Genomic DNA, 19,982 nt, shown 5'->3' on the forward strand with positions numbered 1-19,982 from the left:
GGTTGGCGACAAATTCAATCCGGTTTTTATAAAAAAAGTGTAATTTCCCCGCCTCTCCTTAATAGATAATTCGAAAAATGGCGGAAAATTATAAAGACATAGATTCGCTCGAGACTAAAGAGTGGATAGAATCCATTGAAGATGCGCTAGAAGAACACGGGTACGAGCGCACCCGGTTTCTTTTAGAAACACTCATTGATTTTGCCCAATCAAAAGGCGCCCGACTACCCTTTAATACAAGCACACCGTTCGTAAATACAATTTTACCCGGCCAACAGCCGGAATATCCAGGCAATCGCGATATAGAGCGCAAAATAAAATCAATTGTTCGGTGGAATGCTATGGCGATGGTAACAGCTGCCAACAAAGAAACACCCGGAATCGGGGGACATATTTCTACATTTGCATCTGCCGCCACACTGTATGAGGTTGCTTTTAATCATTTTTTTAAGGGGGCGGAACACCCCAACGGTCAAGACCTTGTTTACTTTCAAGGCCACGCCTCTCCAGGTATGTACTCTCGGGCTTATTTGGAAGGAAGGCTTGACAGCAAAAAGCTTTACAATTTTAGACGGGAATTATCAAAAGAGGGAGGACTGTCCTCTTATCCGCACCCTTATCTTATGCCTGATTTTTGGCAGTTTGCTACTGTATCAATGGGCTTAGGGCCTATAATGGCAATTTACCAGGCGCGCTTTATGCGCTATATGATAGACCGGGGTTTTATAGAAGAAACAGATCGAAAAATTTTTGCGTACCTTGGGGACGGAGAAATGGATGAACCCGAATCTCTTGGCGCCCTTACGTTGGCCTCCAGAGAAAACCTGGACAATCTTGTTTTTGTAATTAACTGTAACCTACAAAGGTTAGATGGTCCTGTTCGCGGAAATTCGAAGGTGATTCAAGAACTTGAAGGTGCTTTTCGTGGTGCCGGATGGAACGTTATTAAAGTAATTTGGGGCGCCGATTGGGATAAATTATTAGAAAATGATCACAACGGGTTATTATTAAAACGTCTGGATGAAATTGTTGATGGCGACCTATTGAAGTATGTGGTAGAGGGTGGAGCTTATTTCCGAAAACATTTTTTTGGGAAATACCCAGACCTACTAAAAAAAGTAGAACACCTTTCAGACGAAGAGCTAGAAAAAATGAAACTGGGTGGCCACGACTCACTAAAGGTTTATTCTGCATACAAAGAAGCGGTGGATTTTAAGGGAAAACCAACAGTTATTTTGGCCCGAACAATTAAAGGGTATGGCTTGGGCGAAGCAGGAGAAGGCCGAAATATCACCCACAATCAGAAAAAGCTCAACGAAGAAGAACTCCTTCTTTTTAGAGACCGTTTTAATATACCCATGTCCAACGAAGAAGCGATGAAGGCTCCTTTTTATCGGTTTAAAAAAAATAGCGTTGAATATAAATATTTAAAAGAGCGCCGGGATTTTCTCGGCGGCCCCCTCCCTATCCGAACGGATAAATCAGCCCCACTACCCATTCCAGATATATCGGTTTTTAAAGAACTAATAGAAGGAACCGGGGAGCGAGAAATTTCCACGACGATGGCATTTGTTCGCATGTTAACAATTCTTTCTAAGGACAAAACTATCGGAAACCACATTGTGCCGATTATTCCCGACGAAGGGCGCACCTTTGGAATGGAACCCTTGTTTCGCCAATTGGGGATATATGCTCACAAGGGACAACTGTATGACCCGGTAGACTCAGACCAATTTTTATATTACAAAGAAGCCAAGAACGGCCAGATTCTTGAGGAGGGAATAAATGAAGCGGGTGCCGTTTCCTCTTTTATCGCAGCAGGAACAAGCTATAGCAATCACGGTGTTAAAATGATTCCTTTTTATATTTATTATTCGATGTTTGGTTTTCAACGTGTTTGGGATTTTATTTGGGCAGCCGGCGACATGCGTACTCGCGGATTTTTGTTGGGCGGGACAGCAGGACGGACAACATTAAACGGAGAAGGGCTTCAACATCAAGACGGACATAGCCATTTGGCTGCGGCCGCTACACCAAACATTAAAGCATATGATCTAGCTTACGCATACGAAATTGCAACGGTGGTTCATCGTGGAATAAAAGAAATGTGTCAGGAGGACAAAGATGTCGTTTATTACCTGACGGTTGAAAATGAAAACTATATTCACCCACCAATGCCCGAAGGTATAGAAAATGACATTATCAAAGGACTGTATAAATTTAACTCCCCAAAGAAACCAATCCTTCGATTGTTGGGAAGCGGACCTCTTATGGGTGAAGCAATTGCAGCGGCAGAATTATTAGAAAAAGATTGGGATATTTCATCTGAACTCTGGAATGTTACAAGCTTTAGCGAATTACGAAAAGAAGCGGAGGAGGCAGACCGTTGGAATACACTAAACCCAGCGAAAAAACAAAAAATGTCCCACCTGGTAAAATCTTTTAAAGATAACGACATCCCGACTGTAGCTGTATCTGACTATATAAAAATGGTGGCCGAACAAATTGGACCATACGTTCAGGGCGCATATTATACTTTAGGTACAGATGGTTTTGGGCGGAGCGATACACGAGAGAACTTGCGCCGGTTTTTTGAGGTTGACCGTTATTATATAGTTATAACGGCGCTTCACGCACTAGTTAACAATGGAACTTTGAAAAAAGAAGAAGCTTTAAATGCGATGAAAAAGTATAAAATAGATCCAGACAAACCCAGCCCAATTACAGTGTAGGAATAAAAATGATTAAAGAAATTATACTACCCGACCTCGGAGAAGGAATAGACGGAGCAGAAGTAAGCGAAGTCTCTGTTTCTGTTGGTGATATAGTAACAACAGAACAGACGATCCTTGTCTTAGAGTCGGACAAAGCATCAATGGAAATTCCAGCAGAGGTAAAAGGCGTCATTTCAGAAATTCTAGTATCCACCGGCGACGAGTTGAAGCCCGGACACCTTCTAATGAAAGTCGAAACTACAGAAGGGGTTATTGATTTAGAGAAAACACCACCACCACAAGTTGAACCCGACCCAGAGTTAGTAGAACCTTCCCCGACCACACCCCAAGAAGCGGTTTCATTCACCAACGCCAGTTCTTCAGGCGGGACGTTTGCCTCTCCTGGGGTCAGAAGATTGGCGCGGGAGTTAGGAATTAATCTCCAAACCATTAAAGGTTCTGGCCAAAAAGGGCGAATTACTAAAGACGATCTCAATGGATATATTAAACTTCAAATGGCCATGTCTTCAGGAATCACACCAAAGTTAAAAAAAGAGGTAGATTTTTCACAATGGGGTGACATCGAGGTCCAAAAACTAACAAAAATCAAAAGAATAACGGGTGAGCGCCTTCAGCAGGCATGGCAAGCCATACCACACGTAACGCAATTTGACGAAGCAGATATCACAGCTTTGGATAGCTATAGGAAAAAACTAAAAAAAGAAGGTGCGACAAAAGGAATAAAAGTCACCTTTTTACCCTTTTTAATGAAAGTAGTGACAGCCGTTCTTAAAGAGATGCCGATATTCAACAGCTCTTTGGATTATACAGATCAAAACCTGGTTTTAAAAAAATATTATCACCTAGGAATCGCGGTGGATACACCGGCGGGACTAACGGTGCCTGTGGTAAGGGACGTGGATAAGAAATCCGTTTTTGACCTATCTGAAAGCCTCATGGATTTAAGCTCTAGAGCGAGGGATAAAAAACTAAAACCAGAAGAGATGAATGGCGGTACCTTTACAATTTCCAGCCTTGGTGGAATTGGAGGCACAGGGTTCTCACCCATTGTAAATCCACCAGAAGTTGCCATTTTGGGTGTTTCCAAAAGCGCGTGGAAACAAGTATATGATAAACCATCAGGAGAGTTTGTACCAAAATTTATTATGCCCTTCTCTTTGTCCTACGACCACCGTGTAATTGACGGCGCTGCCGCTGCGGGGTTTACATCGCGATTTGCTAACATCCTTTCAGATTTATCTTTTTTTAAAGATTAATTTATGGTTGAATCAAAACACGCAGAAATAGTGGTAATTGGCGCAGGACCAGGAGGATATGCTGCGGCCTTTAGAGCTGCCGACCTTGGGAAAAAGGTTATATTAATTGATAAAGACCCCACCTTGGGTGGCGTCTGTTTAAACCGAGGGTGTATCCCTTCCAAAGTATTGCTTCATATTTCTAAGGTCATGGATGAAGCCTCCCATTTATCCAAAATGGGCGTAACCTACAGTGAACCGGAAATTAATCTGGACGCCATAAGGGCCCATAAGGACAAGATAGTATCCCAACTAAATAGTGGTATCGAAAAAATGGCGACAGCAAGGAAAGTGGAGTGGGTACGAGGAAAAGCCCTTTTTAATTCTAATTCGGAATTGAATGTAATCAACGATGATGGAGAAATAAAAATTTCGTTTGATAAGTGTATCGTTGCCGCCGGTTCCGTTTCAGCAACGATCCCTGGAGTTCCAGCGGATCACCCCAGTGTTCTTACCTCTCGGACAGCGCTGGAACTGGTAGATATACCTGAAAGACTTTTAGTAATAGGTGGTGGCGTTATTGGGCTTGAGTTAGGACAGGTTTATGCTGCGCTTGGAGCCAAAGTTTCCGTGGTTGAATTTTTGCCGAATTTGATTCCTGGGGCGGACCAAGACATCGTAAAGCCTCTTCAAAGAAAACTCAAAAAACAGTTTGAATCAATCCGTCTTTCTTCCAAAGTAACATCCGTTTTACCAAATGAAGACGAATCCTTAACTGTGACTATTGAAAACGAAAAAGGCACAAGCACAGAAATTTACAACAAGGTTTTGGTCTCTGTTGGGAGAAAACCGAACACTAATTTACTTAACATAGAATCCACTGGCGTTGAGGTTGACGAGCGGGGTTTTATAAATGTGGATGTTTACCAAAGGACAACAATTAAAAATATTTTTGCCATTGGCGATATAGTCGGAAACCCAATGTTGGCACACAAAGCGACCCACGAAGGAAAGGTTGCCGCAGAGGTAGCTTCCGGCCTTCCGGCTGCGTTCGATGTCCGCGCTATTCCGTCTGTTGTTTTTACCGACCCAGAAGTCGCATGGGCCGGACTTACGGAAATAGAAGCCAAAGAAAAAGGTATTAATTATAAAAAAGGCGAATTTCCATGGGCGGCCAGCGGAAAGGCCATCGCGATGGGTGCGAACCAAGGAAAAACAAAAATTTTGTTTGACCCGGAAACCAGTCAAGTTCTTGGTGTTGGTATTGTTGGGCCGGGTGCTGGTGATATGATTTCAGAAGGAATGTTAGCAATCGAAATGGGTGCAGACGCAGAAGATATTGGCCTCACCATTCATCCTCACCCCACGCTTGGAGAAACCTTCGGATTGGCCGCCGAAGTTTTTGAAGGCACAATTACAGACTTATATGTCCCCAAAAAATAATTCACAATTTAACGGATTCGAGTTTATAAAAGCATCTGGCGGAATAGAAGAATATACTTTAAAGAAAAACAATCTTACTGTTTTAGTGTTAGAGGACCATTCTGCGCCAGTAGCAACATTCATGGTTACGTACCACGTTGGATCTAGAAACGAAGCGATTGGATATACTGGTTCCACCCACCTTCTTGAACATTTAATGTTCAAGGGATCTAGAAATTATAATAAAGAAAAGGGTACAGCAATTTGGACGGAACTCCAAAATATTGGGGCCCAGATTAACGCCACAACATGGAACGACAGAACCAATTATTTTGAAGTTGTTCCAAGCGAACACCTAGAGAGGGCGATTGCAATAGAAGCGGATCGTATGCGTTTTGCTTTTTTAAAAGATGAAGATCGTCAGCCTGAAATGACTGTAGTTAGGAATGAATTTGAACGGGGAGAAAACAGTCCATTTGATGTTTTAGACAAAAACATTTGGGCGGCCGCTTATCAGGCTCACCCCTACCACCATTCAACAATTGGATGGCGTTCAGATATAGAAAATATATCTACAGAACGGTTACAGGAATTTTACCATACCTACTATTGGCCCAACAACGCTACGGCGACATTGATTGGAGATTTTAACAAAAAAGAAGCGCTTGCTCTAATAAAAAAATATTTTGGTGAACATGGCGCAAGTGAAAACAGCATCCCCGGTATGTATACGGAAGAACCGGAGCAGGAAGGTCCACGAAGAACGGTAGTTTCGCGCGTAGGACAAACAGGTGTTGTCGGCGTGGGACACAAATCGCCAGAGGGTCTCCATATTGACACTTACGCCTTTCAACTGTTGGGAAAAATTCTCTCTGAAGGAAAAACGAGCCGCTTTTATAAAAGTATTATAGATAAAGGCTTAGCAACATCCTTGTTTATGTATGATTTCCCATTTAAAGATAACGGTATGTTTATAACATATGCATTTCTCACGCCGGACACAGATCACCAAAAAGTGGAAGACATTATTCTGCTTGAATATAAAAAAATTACTGAAAAAGGAATTTCAGAAGAAGAGCTCAACCGCGCAAAAGCACAAACTCGGGCTAGCGTTGCGTTCAGCAGGGATGGCTCATACTCTGTTGCCAGCGCACTAAATGAGGCAATTGCGATTGGTGACTGGATGTTTTATACAACATATTTGGATTGTATAAAAAAAGTGACAACGAAAGATTTAATGTGTGTCGCAAAGAAATATTTAGTGGAAGACAAAAGAACCACCGGGTGGTTTGTCCCCAAAAAGCAGGAGAAACTTTAATTTGGGGTTCTTTAAAAAACAGGTTAAAACAAATACAGAACTGGATGGTCTGAGAACCTTTGTTATGCCTACTGGCGTAAAGGAGGTAATTACTTTTGCCGGCAGTTTTTTAGGTGGGTCAATATTCAGCCCAGGGAAAAACAGGAAAATAGCACCCCTGACAGCAGCTATGATTGACAAGGGGACTCTTGAAAAAGACAAATATGCGATTAGTGATATTTTAGAATCCGTTGGTGCGGAATTAACCTTTTCAAGCACGAGACACCACGCCCAATTTTCGGGCCATTGTTTAAAAGATGACCTTGACATAGTAATTCAACTATTGGTGGAACAATTACGCACGCCAGTATTTTCTGAAGAAGAATTGACAACCCTTAAAACAAGAATGATTGGGAACCTCGAACGTTCCAAAGAAGATACAAAACAACAAGCCATGATTAGGTTATTAAGAATCATGTATCCGAAAAACCACCCAAATTATCAACTAACAACGAACGAAACTATTGAGCAGGTTTCGTCAGCGAACATTAAAGAAGTAGAAAAATTCCATCAAAATTATTATGGTTTAGGTAGTTTGAATTTTGCTGCCGTTGGAGATGTGAAACCTGTTCAGATTAATGATTTATTGGGTAAGTATTTAAATGGGTGGAAAACAAAAAACACCACACATGTTTTACCCGGCATGAAGGCCGACGCCCCAAAAGAAAGTAATACAGAAATTCACATTCCCGAAAAAACAAGTATGGATATTTATTTAGGCCAGGCTATTGGTATTGATCGAGACCATAAAGATTATTATCCATTAATGATGGCAGTTTATATTTTGGGTGGGAATTTTTCAGCACGGTTAATGCAAACAGTAAGAGACCAACAGGGTTTGACTTATGGTATTGGCTCGTCTTTAGCCGGGGTAAGCTTTGGGGGTGACGGCTATTGGAGTACGTGGGGAACTTTTGCGCCAGACTTATTAGATGCGGGAAGAAAAGCGACCATAGAGCAAATATTAAATTGGTACAAAAATGGTGTTACACAAGATGAACTGGAAGCGAAAAAGACAACAATTGCTGGAGCGTACCAAGTAGGGATGGATTCAACAGGTGGGCTTATGGCACAAATTTTGTCTAACGCCGAGAAGAATAGAAGCGTTGAGTATTTAGATCAATATCCGGACCTAATAAGCCGGATTACCTTGGACCAAACTAACAAGGCGATCAGAACATATGTTGATCCAGATAAATTGACTGTCGTTGCAGCAGGGACATTTAAAGATAGCTAGTGGATGTAATTCTTATCGCCGCCGTTACACAAGACGGTTATATTGCTCGCCATTCACACGAAAGAGTTACGTGGTCTAAAGACCTACACCTGTTTAAAGAACAAACATCAGGTTGGCCTGTAATCATGGGCTCCAACACCTTTAACTGTCTTCAAAAAGAATTAGAGGGTCGGGATATTATAGTTGTCCATCGTAACGATGACCCAGACCAAATATTGGCGAAACTGAATTCAAAAAAGTGCTTTATTGCCGGCGGCGGAAAAACAAACACGCGCTTTGCACCATACTTAACCCACCTTTATCTTACACCACACCCAATAATATTTGGTAATGGGATTCGACTTTTTTCTGATAAAGTGAACGAAATGAATTTATTCCTAGAAGGAACAGTTGCAATTAAAGGCGAAAAAGAACTCTATCAATTTATATACAGGATAAACTGTGACATTCGTCACAGCACCTGACGACCGAAGTGTGTAGATTTGATGTTAATAAAAAAAGCCTGTTAATCTGATAAACAGGCTTTTTTATTTTTAAAAGTAATAACTATTTATGCTTTCGCGCGTTTTTCTTTTACAATTGCAGCTTTAATCTTTCCGCGTAAAACCCGGTTATCTAAGGAATTAATTTCATCCATATTTCCGCCCAGGCCGGCTTCTATCAATCGCGAAATTAATTCTTCTTCCGATTCATCTGTTGAAGAAGAGGGCGTACTTTCTGGTGCTATAGGATCGTCGGGTGATGCGGACAATTCTGGCATAGCCGGGCGCTCAACAGACCCACGTTTAATTTTAACGACCATCGCTTTAGCTTTACCGCGGGTTGGTTTGTCTATGACGGCGTTGATAGGATCACTATCACCATCTAACGCTTTATTAACAACAAAAGCGACTAACTCGTCAGGGTTCGAAAAAGTAGGAAGTCCATTGTCACCAGCGGTTTGAGCTGGAGTTACAGGGGTTGCGTCATTACCTTCGGTAGGTTGTTCAGACAATGCTTCAATCAAATGATTCGGCATTACATTGCCCTTGCGTTTGGATTGAACTAGCATCGCCTTCGCCATTCCGCGGGTTGGTTTGTCTGGAATGGCGTTTACCAAATCCATGTTGCCATCCAGACCCGCTTGAACAGCCCGAGCAATAATTGCCTCGCGACTATATTGAGGACCAGAACCCTGCGCGGTGGCGGTATCCTCTATTTCTTCAATAACTTCTTCTGGGATAAAATAACCCAAGTTGTCAAGGATTTTTGATTTATTACCCGAGAACCCCCATATTGTCATCCAGGAAAATAGACCACGGCTCGTACGATGACAGGTGACCGATGTACCGCCCGGGGTAGGGTCAAGATTAAAAACCACCGTCTCTTTGTGTATGGGATTGAAACGCAATTCCATGGTCAGTTGTTTATTGTCCTCGATTGCCACAATTCTACCTTTAAAGGCAGGTGACAAACTAAAGGGGCGGAGACGGATGAAAGCGCCAGGAATAAAATTAAACTTATCAAATGAATAGCGATGGACAAACCGATCTGTTTCAACAACGGGCAAAAGCCGTAAAATCCCCGGGAACCAAAAGTTATAGTTTGAAAAACGCGTTAGTGAATTCCAGACCAATTCAGGACGAGCGGAAAACTCATGTTTCACAATCGTTTCAGCGGCGAAAGGTTGTAAATAAGTAGAAATGTTGCTGGTGGTTACCTGCTCTCGACTTAAGTCAAGAATAAACAGAGTTATCACAACAACAACGGCGGAAATAGCTAAGGTTAAAATCATTCTAATTCATCCAAATTTGAGGTAGGATTTTACATCTATTATGAGAAACAATTGAAGAATTAGATGGAGCCACAGATGCATCATCTACATAAATATTACCCAAACCAAGAATAAGAGAGCGTTATTAGTATTAAATAATTTTTTTTTCGATCGCATAACGAGTTAAACTCGCCACATCATGAATGTCGAGTTTCCGCATAATATTTTGACGGTGTTTTTCAACAGTTTTAACTGAAATAAACAATAGAGCAGATATTTTTTTGTTTGGCTTACCCCCAGACAAAAGTTTTAAAATTTCTCGCTCTCGATTGGTGATTTCTTTATCGCTTCTCTTTTTATGTTTGCGGTAATTGGGTATGTTTGCAGCATTTAATACAGCCCCAGAGATTTCGGGGCTAAAATAAACCCGCCCCGCTTGCACCTGTTTTATAGCTTCTATTAATGAGCGGGAAACTGATTGTTTAATTAGATATCCGGAAGCACCGGCATTAATGGCGGTAACCACATATTCCTCTTCAGCATACATGGAAAGAAATATGATTTTAGTCTCTGTGCCCTTTTTTCTAAGGGCAGCGGCCGCATCAATTCCAGAAACACCTGGCATTGAAATGTCCATAAGCGCAATGTCGGGATGAAGTTTTTGAACATCACGAACGGCATCAACGCCATTATCTGTTTCACCAATAACGGAAATCGATTTGTCTGATTCCAGCAGAACTTTTAATCCAGCGCGTACAATGTTGTGGTCGTCAGCTAAAAAAACTGTAATTTTATTTGGCATAATTATTTGAGATGTTAATTGGCAAGAAAGGAATTAGGCTAATGTATTTGGAATTTCAATGTTTAGTTCAGCGCCCCCGCTTATCGAAGAAGAAATAGAAAAAACTCCACCGGCAAGCTGTACTCGTTCATCTATACCCTGTAGGCCAAATCGGCTAGACATATTATTTATTATGTCCCCAGGGAAACCAATGCCGTTATCTGAAACAATCATATGTATTACACCATCAAGACGATTAAGCTTAACAGAAACAATATCGGCCTTTGAATGCTTAGAAGCATTTGTAAGTGATTCTTGGAATATTCTGTAAACAAGGGTTCGGGATATATCAGAAATTTCTTTAAAATTATCCGGTGGATCAAAGTTAACAGAAATTTTTGTCCGCTTTTCAAACGATCTAATATATGAAGCAATGGCCGGGAAAAGACCCATATCATCAAGAATGGCAGGATGAAGATCGCGGGAAAAACGATGGATCTCTTTTGCAGTGTTTTGAACCATTTGTTGGCATTCAACCATGAGAGGCCCGACGTCTTCCTTGTTTTCTGAACGCTGTCGAACCAATTGAAGGTTTAGGTCGATTGCGGTAAGCGTTTGGCCCACCTCATCGTGAAGTTCGCGGCTGATTCGACTTCGCTCGTTCTCTTGGGCGTTAAGAATACGCACAGAAGTTTTCTTTAAAATGTGGCGTTGTTCATTAAGCTGTTCCACAAGCCGCTCCAAGTGGCTCTCGTAAGATTGCTGTTCATCAATATTATGACCAATACATAAAATAGAATTTATTTCACCGCCCTTTTTTCCCCTTTGCGGATTAAGAGTAAACTCAAACCAACTGGTAAACTTTGGAAAGATTACATTTGTTTTAATTCTATTCATCTGTCCAGTTTGGTTTAAAGCGGCGATTGTTTCGCTTAAGTCCAAAGAGTCCACCGCATTAACAACGTCAGATATTTTTTCCCCGATGAAATCTTCTAGCTCTTTTTCGTAATGAATTAATACTTGAATGTTGACAAAAGTTATAATGCCGTCAGTGTTGATAGAAAAGATCAGGTCTTCTGTCCCCTCCACAAGTGTTCGGTATTGTTCTTCGCTTTTATACAGATTTTTTTCAGCAACACGCCTTTCAGTAATATCTCGGATTCCCGAAATAACTTCGTTTTCACGATAAGGTAAAATAACAGCTTCAAAGGTCCTAAAACCTTCCGGCAATTCAAGTTTGTATTCAATTGTCACGCGCACTTGTTCATCGATAACCTTATAAATAGCATTCATCACCAGATCACCAACATCGGAGGGAAGTCGGTCAGAAATCTTATCGCCGATGATAGTTTTCTCTGATTTATAAATAAGGTTTTTCTGTCCCTGAAAACTTAGATACCTTCCATCCTTATCTAACCTGAAGTATAAATCGGGCAGCGCCTTGAAAATCGCCTCTAACTCTTCATTTGAAGATAGGAGAGTTTTTTGAGTCTCTCGTAGTTGATTCTCGGTGTTGATCCTATCGGTCATGTCAAAAGCGTTTACAATATAAATTTCTTCACCCGTTTTTGATTTGACTCTACTTCCAGACAAGGATAGCTGTCGCATTTTACCGGCCTTACTAAAGATGGGAACAATCAATCGGAAAATTCCGGTATTAAAAGCTTTTTCCCGCGCATCCAAAAGCATTTCAAGCCCATCGTTATCATAGAGATCACTGGTGGTAAGCGCCTTATACTCTTCAAACGTATATCCAAATAAGTCCAAATATGCTTGGTTACATCGGACAAGATTAATCCCCTTATTAAAGATGGCAATTCCCTCTTTTGAGTTTTCAAACACGGATTCAAGATACTCTTTGGCTTCTCGAAGCTCCTTTGTTTGGAGGTTAATTTCTTCTTCTAATTGATCGCCCCAACCACGAGTTTTAACATATCCTTGAATGAATTCGGTTATTAAAACAACAGAAAGGGTAATGGTAGAAAAAACCATGGTATACCGGGAAGACAATTCATCTAAATGAGATTGAATAATAAAAAAGACATCGCGCGTTACAAAAGCGCCATGGATTAGAAAGGCGAAAAGGACAATCCCCGTTCCTGAAGTAACAAAATTTGTAAGTTTTGGCGCTGGTTGACTTTGGAAATACTGGATGGATCGAAACAAAACATAACCAAGGTATAATGGAATTAGCCGTTGCCAAATAAAGTTTAGATCAGAAACAAAAGAAAGAGGAACAACGAAGGTCAAAAGCGCAAAAGAAATAAAAACAGGCGAGAATATTTTTGTGAACAGGGAGAGCCTTTTTTGATAAACATCTAAAAAAAGGGGAAATAACATAGAACTGATAAAGACAGCAATATATTCAGCTCGAATTAATAAAAAGGCCGATGGACGAAAAGGCAATAAATGATCAATGCGGGTGAGAAAAAACAAGGCATATGAAAAGCACCAAGCAGTTAAAACGAACAATATTTTATTGTTTTTTTCAATGGTGGCAAAAACTAACCAAAAAACCCCCAACAATAACAACACACCCAACATAGAGACCATGAGAAAATCATTATTGGGTAGAATATCGCGGTCTGTTGGCGCAAAGAAAACAGGCCCGCTATAATAAAATCCCGTCCAACGATGATGGGGGCTTCCAGCGACTCTAAAAGTCAATAAGTTATCATGATGTTTTAGCAATATATCGGGGATTGGAATGCTTTTGTTTTTCCCTCGAAAAGGGAGAAGACTTTTTTCGCCATCTGTTTTCCAGTGGCTATCAATTAATTGTCCATTTAAATATATCTGCCAATAATAACTGATACTTTTAACGTGCAATGTGTATGGAGTATTGGATTCTATGTTTTTAAAATCGAAGAGAACTGACAACGTAAAGGATTTATCAGGAGACTTTTTAAAAGAAAAAAGATGACGTTTTTCTTTTTCGGGGTACTCAAGTTGATGGAAAGAAGGGAATCCTTCGTGTTTACTTTCATCTAGGGCTAGCCAACCACGTTCTATCTTTGGTTGTGTGTTCACCCAGGTAGAATCAAAACCAGACCTGAAATATTTTGAATAATGGGTAATATCCAAGCGTTGTCCTTCTAATGTGGAAACGGCGCTCGCAAGAAAGATAAAAAGAATAATGGCGGTGTTTTTTCTATATGAACTAAGCATATCACATCAAAATTAGGTCAAAATTAAGGGTAAATCATTGTTTTAGTGATCGGGATTATTCGAAAAAATACGGTCTATACCCCATATGAAAAATACGGTCTACACCGTATTTACAAATCTTAAAAATAGTCTTAATATTGTATGGGTTTTTTCGAACCCCTCCTTACTGTAGATGCTACACTGCTATATAATACAAAATGGATGGTATATAAAAAAACCCCCGTCTTTACGGGGGTTTTTTGTTTTTTTAGTACTATCATATTTATGCATAAATTGTAGAAAAGACACTGTGACGAAAACAACAATTATGAAGAAAGTTATCAAATATGTTATTATTCCTATTATGGGGATATGCCTTGCATCAGCCCTTGTTTTTCAATTTATTTTCAGAGTATCACTTCCAAAATATGACGGGAAGATAGAACTCCCGGGCCTTATTGGCGACGTGGATGTATATACCGACAATTATGGCGCCCCCCATGTATTTGCTCAAAACGAATTAGATTTATTTTACAGTTCGGGCTACCTTATGGCTCGGGAACGGTTGTTCCAAATGTCCCTTTCTGCGGCAACAGGCCGCGGGGAATTATCTGCTTTTTTGGGCGACGACCTTTTATCGAGTGATATATATCTAAGAACATTCGGCATTCCAAACGTCGCGCAAAAACTTATTTCTGATATAGATGACAAAACGCTTAAATTTATTCAAACATATTGTAATGGAATAAATGACTGGATAGATCAATCAAAAGACAATTGGCCCGTAGAGTTTTTAATAATTGGTAGCGACCCAATAAAATGGACGCCCCAAGATGTTGTGGCTCTTGGCAGATTAATGGCCTATGACCTTCAACAATCCTGGCGTGTTGAAATTGTAATGGGAGCACTTGTTGAAAAATACGGCGAAACAAAAGTAAAAAGTCTTTTTCCAAACAATCCTGATGATATTACAATTGTACCGCCGCAGGCAAAATTTGGATTAATCTTTGATCGTATTTCCAAAGAAGAAAAAAAACTTCGATTGTTATTAAATATGGATGGATCTGTTATGGGATCCAACAGTTGGGTGGTGAGCGGCGATCGGACTAAATCTGGAAAACCAATTTTAGCCAATGATCCCCATCTAGGCACAAAGCAACCATCCTGGTGGTATGAAATGCATCTAAAAGGCGGCCGATTGAATATAAGTGGCGTCTGTCTACCTGGGATGCCCCTTCCCATTATAGGCCAAAATGAACACGTGGCTTGGGGGTTTACAAATGTTATGATTGATGATATGGATTTTTTTGTGGAAACACTGAATCCTGATAATTTAAAGTATTATAAGCATGGAAATGATTGGCGTGAAATTTCATATCGCAAAGAAACAATACCCCTTAAATCGAGGGGCGATACTACAATCATTGTTCGGTCCACACATCACGGGCCAATTATTAGTGATATTCATTCATTGTTAAAGGGGTCAGATAAAGTTGTATCAATGGCATGGGTGGGTCACTATCAATCGGAAGAAATTAGTACATTGATTAAAATGGCCAAAATTCGAGATTGGGATGATTTTTCTTTAGCGGTGAAATCCTTTTCAGTGCCGGGACAAAACATTGTTTATGCAGATAAACGGGGAAATATTGGATGGCGCCCAGCAGTAAGAGTGCCCATAAGAAAAGACGGGCAAAACCTTTTGCCACGGCCAGGCCATGATCCTGATTATGATTGGAAAGGATTTGTTCCTTTCGAAGAAATGCCGTTTTTGTTCAATCCTGAAAAAGGATATATAGGTACTGCAAACAACAAGATGGTAGATGAGTCATTTTCGCACTATATATCAAACCAATGGGCTTCACCAAGCAGGATTAAGCGAATTGAAGAATTAATTGAATCCTCAAATAGTATAGATATAGATTTTGTCAAAAAAATGCATATGGATCAAAAATCGCATATAGCGAAAGAGATTACGGACTTTTTTCTAAAAGCAAAAACGGGAACGGAAACAGGAAACCTTTCCAAAGCCTTTGGTTTGCTTTCAAATTGGGATTTTATAGAAAGTGAAAACTCTGCCGCCGCATTGGTTTATCATTTTGGATTGAATAGTTTATTAAGAAATTTATATGGCGATGAACTAAATCAACTGGGAGAGGATTATTTAGAGAATTTCGTAAATCAACCCATGGTTCCCGTAAGAAGTTTATTGGCACTGTTGAGAGATGGAAAATCAGATTGGTTTGACGATATTACTACAAATAAAAAGGAATCAATGGATGATATCCTTAAAGCATCAATTTCGGACGCTGTGGAAAATATTGAAAAAACAATCGGCTCTAACACTGATGAATGGAAATGGTCTGCTGTTCATACCTTAACCCACAATCATACGCTCGGTGTAGTAAAAATTTTGGACAAAGTATTTAGTTTTAATGTAGGCCCCTATCCTGCGGGCGGTTCGGCGGGGACCATAAATAAAGGGGAATACATTTTATTGTCCAATTATGATAAAACCATTGGTCCCTCTATGCGTCGAATAGTGGATTTTGACAATTTAAATAATACGCAATTTATTTTACCAACCGGGCAATCGGGAATTCCCACCAGTCCCCATTATAAAGATCAAGCACCTATGTACAACAAGGGTGAATACCGTACCACTTATTTTGATGAGGACTTTATCAGATCTGCGTCACAGTTTAGACATCTCAAACTCGTACCTGGGGAATAGACCTATCTACCTTTTGGTTTTAATTTTGTTGTGGTTGGTTTTGTTTCTTTTTTTTGGATTAAAACCCAATCACTCAAAAACAAATAAAAACGAATTCATTTTGTTCGGCCACCGCGGGCTTTTAATCCATGCGCCGGAAAACACATTATCGGCATATAAAGCGGCAATGGATGCTGGCCTTAAAGCCATTGAGTTGGATGTGGTTCAAACAAAAGATAGAAAAATTGTATGTTCTCATAATTATGATTTAGAAAGAGAAACAGATGGATTCGGATATATTTTTCAAAAAAACTGGACCGAAATAAAAAACATTAATACTGCTGTGAATTGGCCGGGAGAAAGGGAATCCTTTTCTCTTCTTGAAGATGTTTTAACAACGCTCCCCCTAAAATATTTTTTTAATATTGAAATTAAAACACGAAAGAGGCTGGATTGGTCAACGGCCTTTAGCGTTTCTCAAATGGTTAAACGATTGAAACTGCAGGATCATGTAATTGTTTCCAGCTTTAACCCGTTTGCCCTAATGGTTACAAAAATTACCGATAGATCTATAAAAACGGGATTTCTGATAAACAGCAAAAAAGCATTTGCCTTTATTCCCTTTACTCGTGCCGATTACCTGCACCCCCGAGGAGATATCTTCAACAATGATCTTATGAATTATGCCAATCGGATCCGGATGGATATTATTGTTTGGACGGTAAATACACAGAGTGGCATTGCGTTTTTAAAAGAAAAAGGTGTGAGTGGCATTATTACGGATCACCCAGAAATTGTCGCTATTTCGACTTAATTTCGATTATACCGCCCATATTATTAGTGCCGTACATGGTTGTCGCCTCAGTATTGGGGATATACCGCATATTTTTCACAGATTGTATTGAAACATTATCAAGTTGATCAAGATTTCCCATTTTAATACCGTTTATATAAACGGAGGCGTCGAGACCTTTTCCACGAAGCCAGGGTGGGCGCGCTGTTTCAATAACCTCTTTTACTGTTCGCGCCGAAGCGTGCTCTTTAATTTCTTCCTGGGATATAAAATTTCTTGGTCTCATCGGTTTCCGCTCGGCACCATTAGATGCGCAACCAATCAACATAAAGATACTTAGAAAAAGTTTTGATTTCATGAGATTCCTCTGAAGTTTAACGGTAGAATGTAAGTTTAAAAATCAAAATATGAATAGTAGTTTAGAATGAAAAGAATAAAGGCAACGGAATTGGAAAGTTTATTTAAGGGTAATGAAAAATTTGTTTTACTGGATGTTAGGGAATCTCACGAAGTTGCTTATGCCAAGATCGACCCCCACACAAATTTTCGCATGGGAATCATTCCAGTCCGCCATGGAGAATTGGATAAAAACCTGCCCATTATTGTTATGTGCCACAGCGGTGTGCGCTCAGCCCAAGTTTGCCAATATCTTGAACCCTTGGGCTATGATGTTACTAACCTAGAGGGCGGCATAGATTCTTGGTCGCAGCTGGTGGACCCAACAGTTCCTCGGTATTAATGTTTAAAACATCGTGTCCCAGTAAAAACCGTAGTAATGCCGAATTCGTTGCAGGCATCAACTGCTTCCTGATCGCGGATGAATCCGCCCGGCCGCACCACCACGTTGATTCCGGAATTTTTGATGGGATTAAAATATTTTTTGAAAATATAATTTTATCCACACCTTGGATCGAAACAGGCATCAAAACCATTAAGCGAAAAGGTTGCAAAAAAAACACTCACTACAACTGCTCCGGTAACAAGGGTAGAACCTACAATATATTTAAATTTTCTTTGCTTGAGTTTATTAGAATAAAATTGCTTGTAGTATAATTTATCATCCTCATCTGTTATTGATTCAGGATAAGTAAATTTTTCTTCTTTGTTTAAAACAAAATGGGGTATTGTCAAACTGGCTGCTGAAGAACCTCCTAAAAAGATAGAGCTATCCCCCCACCATTCGCTTTTATCATACAATTGGTATAATGACGCACAACCCCAAAAAGTAAGACCACTTAATGGTCCATAAAGAGCCCACTTATTCAAATTTTTGGACTTTGCATCGTTTTTAGCTTTAGCACTTAATTTTTGACGATGCGTGTCTTTGCCATCAAGAACCACGACTCGCCCATCTTTTAACTCTAACCTATCAATTCGTTTTACAGGAATGGGTTGAAAGCCAAAGGCTCCTTGTGGTTTAAAAAACACGGTCTTTCTTTCGATTTTTGAATATTCGCCTAAATATGTAGTGCCATCTTTCAAAACTAATTTATCCAAATTAGCTTGCCCCCAAGCGAACCCAACAAATAAAAACATTATTATGTGTTTTATCATTTTGTGAACCCTCCTCTGGTAAGGTTAAAAGAAACTACGGGGGGAGGCGATTAATCAACAAGAAATAAAAGTGCATCCAACAACCCTGTTGGATGGTGTCCGCGGCACTTTAATGTTTAAAACAACGTGTTCCAGTAAAGATCATGGCGATGCCAAACTCGTTGCAAGCATCAATTATTTCTTGGTCTCGGATGGATCCACCGGGCTGCATCACCACTTTGATTCCTGAATCTTTGATAGCATCAATACTGTCTCGAAATGGGAAAAAAGCATCCGACGCCAAGACGCCACCCTTCACATTTTCGCTCCCTTTTCGAAGAGCCATGTGAACGGCATCGACACGACTGACTTGTCCGGCACCAAGGCCAATTGTTGTATTGTTTTTTGCAATCAAAATGCCATTTGATTTTGCATGACGCAAAACTTTCCAAGTAAAAAGAGCGGTTTCAATATCTTGTTCCGAAGGTTGTGCTTTTGTCACGACTTTTAAGTGTTTATGTGTTAATGATTTTAAGTCTGTATCTTGAACTAAAAGTCCCCCATCAACATTCCGAACTTCCAGTTTTGGTAAGCGTTTGCCAAATTCACCAATCTCTAACACGCGAAGATTTTTTTTCTTTTTAAAAATATCCAATGCTTCCGGTTCGAAGTTCGGTGCTAACACAATCTCTACAAAGACTTTGCTTATTTCTTCTGCCACAGCTTTTGTGCAAGTTCTATTAAATGCAATTATTCCCCCAAAAGCAGAAAGGGAATCCGCATTGAAAGCACGATTGTAAACATCCAATAAATCGTCGCCAATTGCCACACCACATGGATTGGAATGTTTCACCACCACACAGGCGGTTTTATCAAATTCTCTCACACATGCCAAGGCGCCATCGGCGTCCATAATATTATTATATGATAATTTTTTGCCTTGATGGATGGTTGCATTTAAAACATTGGGATCGTCATTTCCTGGGATTTTATAGGAAGCGGCGGATTGATGGGGATTCTCACCATAGCGCATTTCCGAATGTTTTTCAAATGTGAGTGAAAGATCATCTGATAGTTTTTCATCCTTTAAATAATTATGGATAATGGTGTCGTATTTTGCTGTGTGACCAAAAGATTTGGCGGAAAGTATTTTCCGAGTTTCAAAAGAAATTTCACCAGATTGCAATTCATTGATTATGGCGGAATAATCGGCTGGATCGACAACCGCACAAACCCATCCTACATTTTTTGCGGCGGAACGAATCATGGTGGGGCC

General features: G+C 40.1%; 15 protein-coding genes. 9 read left to right on the plus strand and 6 right to left on the minus strand.

The window, feature by feature from the left end; genetic code table 11:
- Positions 1 to 77 precede the first annotated feature (77 nt).
- Genes aceE through HN459_09135 form a run of 6 tightly spaced genes read left to right on the plus strand, consistent with a single transcriptional unit; the run spans position 78 to position 8,450 of the window.
- Entirely contained in the window at positions 78 to 2,732 is a 2,655-nt protein-coding gene (aceE, locus tag HN459_09110) for a pyruvate dehydrogenase (acetyl-transferring), homodimeric type (protein ID MBT3479602.1), read from the plus strand.
- 8 nt (positions 2,733 to 2,740) lie between these two features.
- Entirely contained in the window at positions 2,741 to 3,991 is a 1,251-nt protein-coding gene (locus tag HN459_09115; protein ID MBT3479603.1) for a branched-chain alpha-keto acid dehydrogenase subunit E2, read from the plus strand.
- A gap of 3 nt (positions 3,992 to 3,994) precedes the next feature.
- Positions 3,995 to 5,413: a dihydrolipoyl dehydrogenase gene (lpdA, locus tag HN459_09120; GenBank protein MBT3479604.1), complete on the plus strand. Its 1,419-nt coding sequence runs from the start codon at positions 3,995 to 3,997 to the stop codon at positions 5,411 to 5,413.
- The gene (locus HN459_09125) at positions 5,397 to 6,710 is read left to right on the plus strand and encodes an insulinase family protein (GenBank protein MBT3479605.1); all 1,314 of its coding nucleotides are present in this window, start codon (positions 5,397 to 5,399) and stop codon (positions 6,708 to 6,710) included. Before lpdA ends, HN459_09125 begins: the two co-directional genes overlap by 17 nt.
- A 1-nt stretch (position 6,711) precedes the next feature.
- Positions 6,712 to 7,986 (plus strand): insulinase family protein, encoded by a 1,275-nt coding sequence (locus tag HN459_09130; protein MBT3479606.1) that lies wholly within the window; start codon positions 6,712 to 6,714, stop codon positions 7,984 to 7,986.
- Positions 7,986 to 8,450, plus strand: a complete 465-nt coding sequence (locus HN459_09135) for a dihydrofolate reductase (GenBank protein ID MBT3479607.1) — start codon at positions 7,986 to 7,988, stop codon at positions 8,448 to 8,450. The genes HN459_09130 and HN459_09135 overlap by 1 nt, the downstream gene beginning before the upstream one ends.
- Before the next feature lie 86 nt (positions 8,451 to 8,536).
- Here the strand turns inward: HN459_09135 and HN459_09140 are convergent, their stop codons facing one another.
- The 3 genes from HN459_09140 to HN459_09150 all read right to left on the minus strand — a co-directional run bounded on the left by HN459_09140 (position 8,537) and on the right by HN459_09150 (position 13,688).
- Entirely contained in the window at positions 8,537 to 9,760 is a 1,224-nt protein-coding gene (locus HN459_09140; protein ID MBT3479608.1) for a hypothetical protein, read from the minus strand.
- Positions 9,761 to 9,890: 130 nt separating this feature from the next.
- Positions 9,891 to 10,541 (minus strand): response regulator transcription factor, encoded by a 651-nt coding sequence (locus HN459_09145; protein MBT3479609.1) that lies wholly within the window; start codon positions 10,539 to 10,541, stop codon positions 9,891 to 9,893.
- Positions 10,542 to 10,574: 33 nt separating this feature from the next.
- Positions 10,575 to 13,688 (minus strand): PAS domain S-box protein, encoded by a 3,114-nt coding sequence (locus HN459_09150; GenBank protein ID MBT3479610.1) that lies wholly within the window; start codon positions 13,686 to 13,688, stop codon positions 10,575 to 10,577.
- Positions 13,689 to 13,995: 307 nt separating this feature from the next.
- Between HN459_09150 and HN459_09155 the strand changes: the two genes are divergently transcribed.
- The gene (locus HN459_09155; protein MBT3479611.1) at positions 13,996 to 16,401 is read left to right on the plus strand and encodes a penicillin acylase family protein; all 2,406 of its coding nucleotides are present in this window, start codon (positions 13,996 to 13,998) and stop codon (positions 16,399 to 16,401) included.
- Positions 16,402 to 16,501: 100 nt separating this feature from the next.
- Positions 16,502 to 17,194, plus strand: a complete 693-nt coding sequence (locus HN459_09160) for a hypothetical protein (protein MBT3479612.1) — start codon at positions 16,502 to 16,504, stop codon at positions 17,192 to 17,194.
- Here the strand turns inward: HN459_09160 and HN459_09165 are convergent.
- Positions 17,181 to 17,531 carry a hypothetical protein gene (locus HN459_09165; protein ID MBT3479613.1) on the minus strand — a complete coding sequence of 117 codons (351 nt, stop codon included), beginning with the start codon at positions 17,529 to 17,531 and terminating at the stop codon, positions 17,181 to 17,183. The genes HN459_09160 and HN459_09165 overlap by 14 nt on opposite strands.
- A gap of 66 nt (positions 17,532 to 17,597) precedes the next feature.
- Between HN459_09165 and HN459_09170 the strand changes: the two genes are divergently transcribed.
- Positions 17,598 to 17,912 carry a sulfurtransferase gene (locus HN459_09170; GenBank protein MBT3479614.1) on the plus strand — a complete coding sequence of 105 codons (315 nt, stop codon included), beginning with the start codon at positions 17,598 to 17,600 and terminating at the stop codon, positions 17,910 to 17,912.
- 155 nt (positions 17,913 to 18,067) lie between these two features.
- On the opposite strand, the gene HN459_09175 is transcribed toward HN459_09170, so the two are convergent.
- Both HN459_09175 and purH read right to left on the minus strand, forming a co-directional pair.
- The gene (locus HN459_09175; GenBank protein MBT3479615.1) at positions 18,068 to 18,727 is read right to left on the minus strand and encodes a hypothetical protein; all 660 of its coding nucleotides are present in this window, start codon (positions 18,725 to 18,727) and stop codon (positions 18,068 to 18,070) included.
- Positions 18,728 to 18,836: 109 nt separating this feature from the next.
- On the minus strand, positions 18,837 to 19,982 hold a 1,146-nt coding region (purH, locus tag HN459_09180; GenBank protein MBT3479616.1), incomplete at its 5' end, for a bifunctional phosphoribosylaminoimidazolecarboxamide formyltransferase/IMP cyclohydrolase.

The organism is Candidatus Neomarinimicrobiota bacterium, assembly GCA_018647265.1.
Classification (GTDB): domain Bacteria; phylum Fidelibacterota; class Marinisomatia; order Marinisomatales; family TCS55; genus TCS55.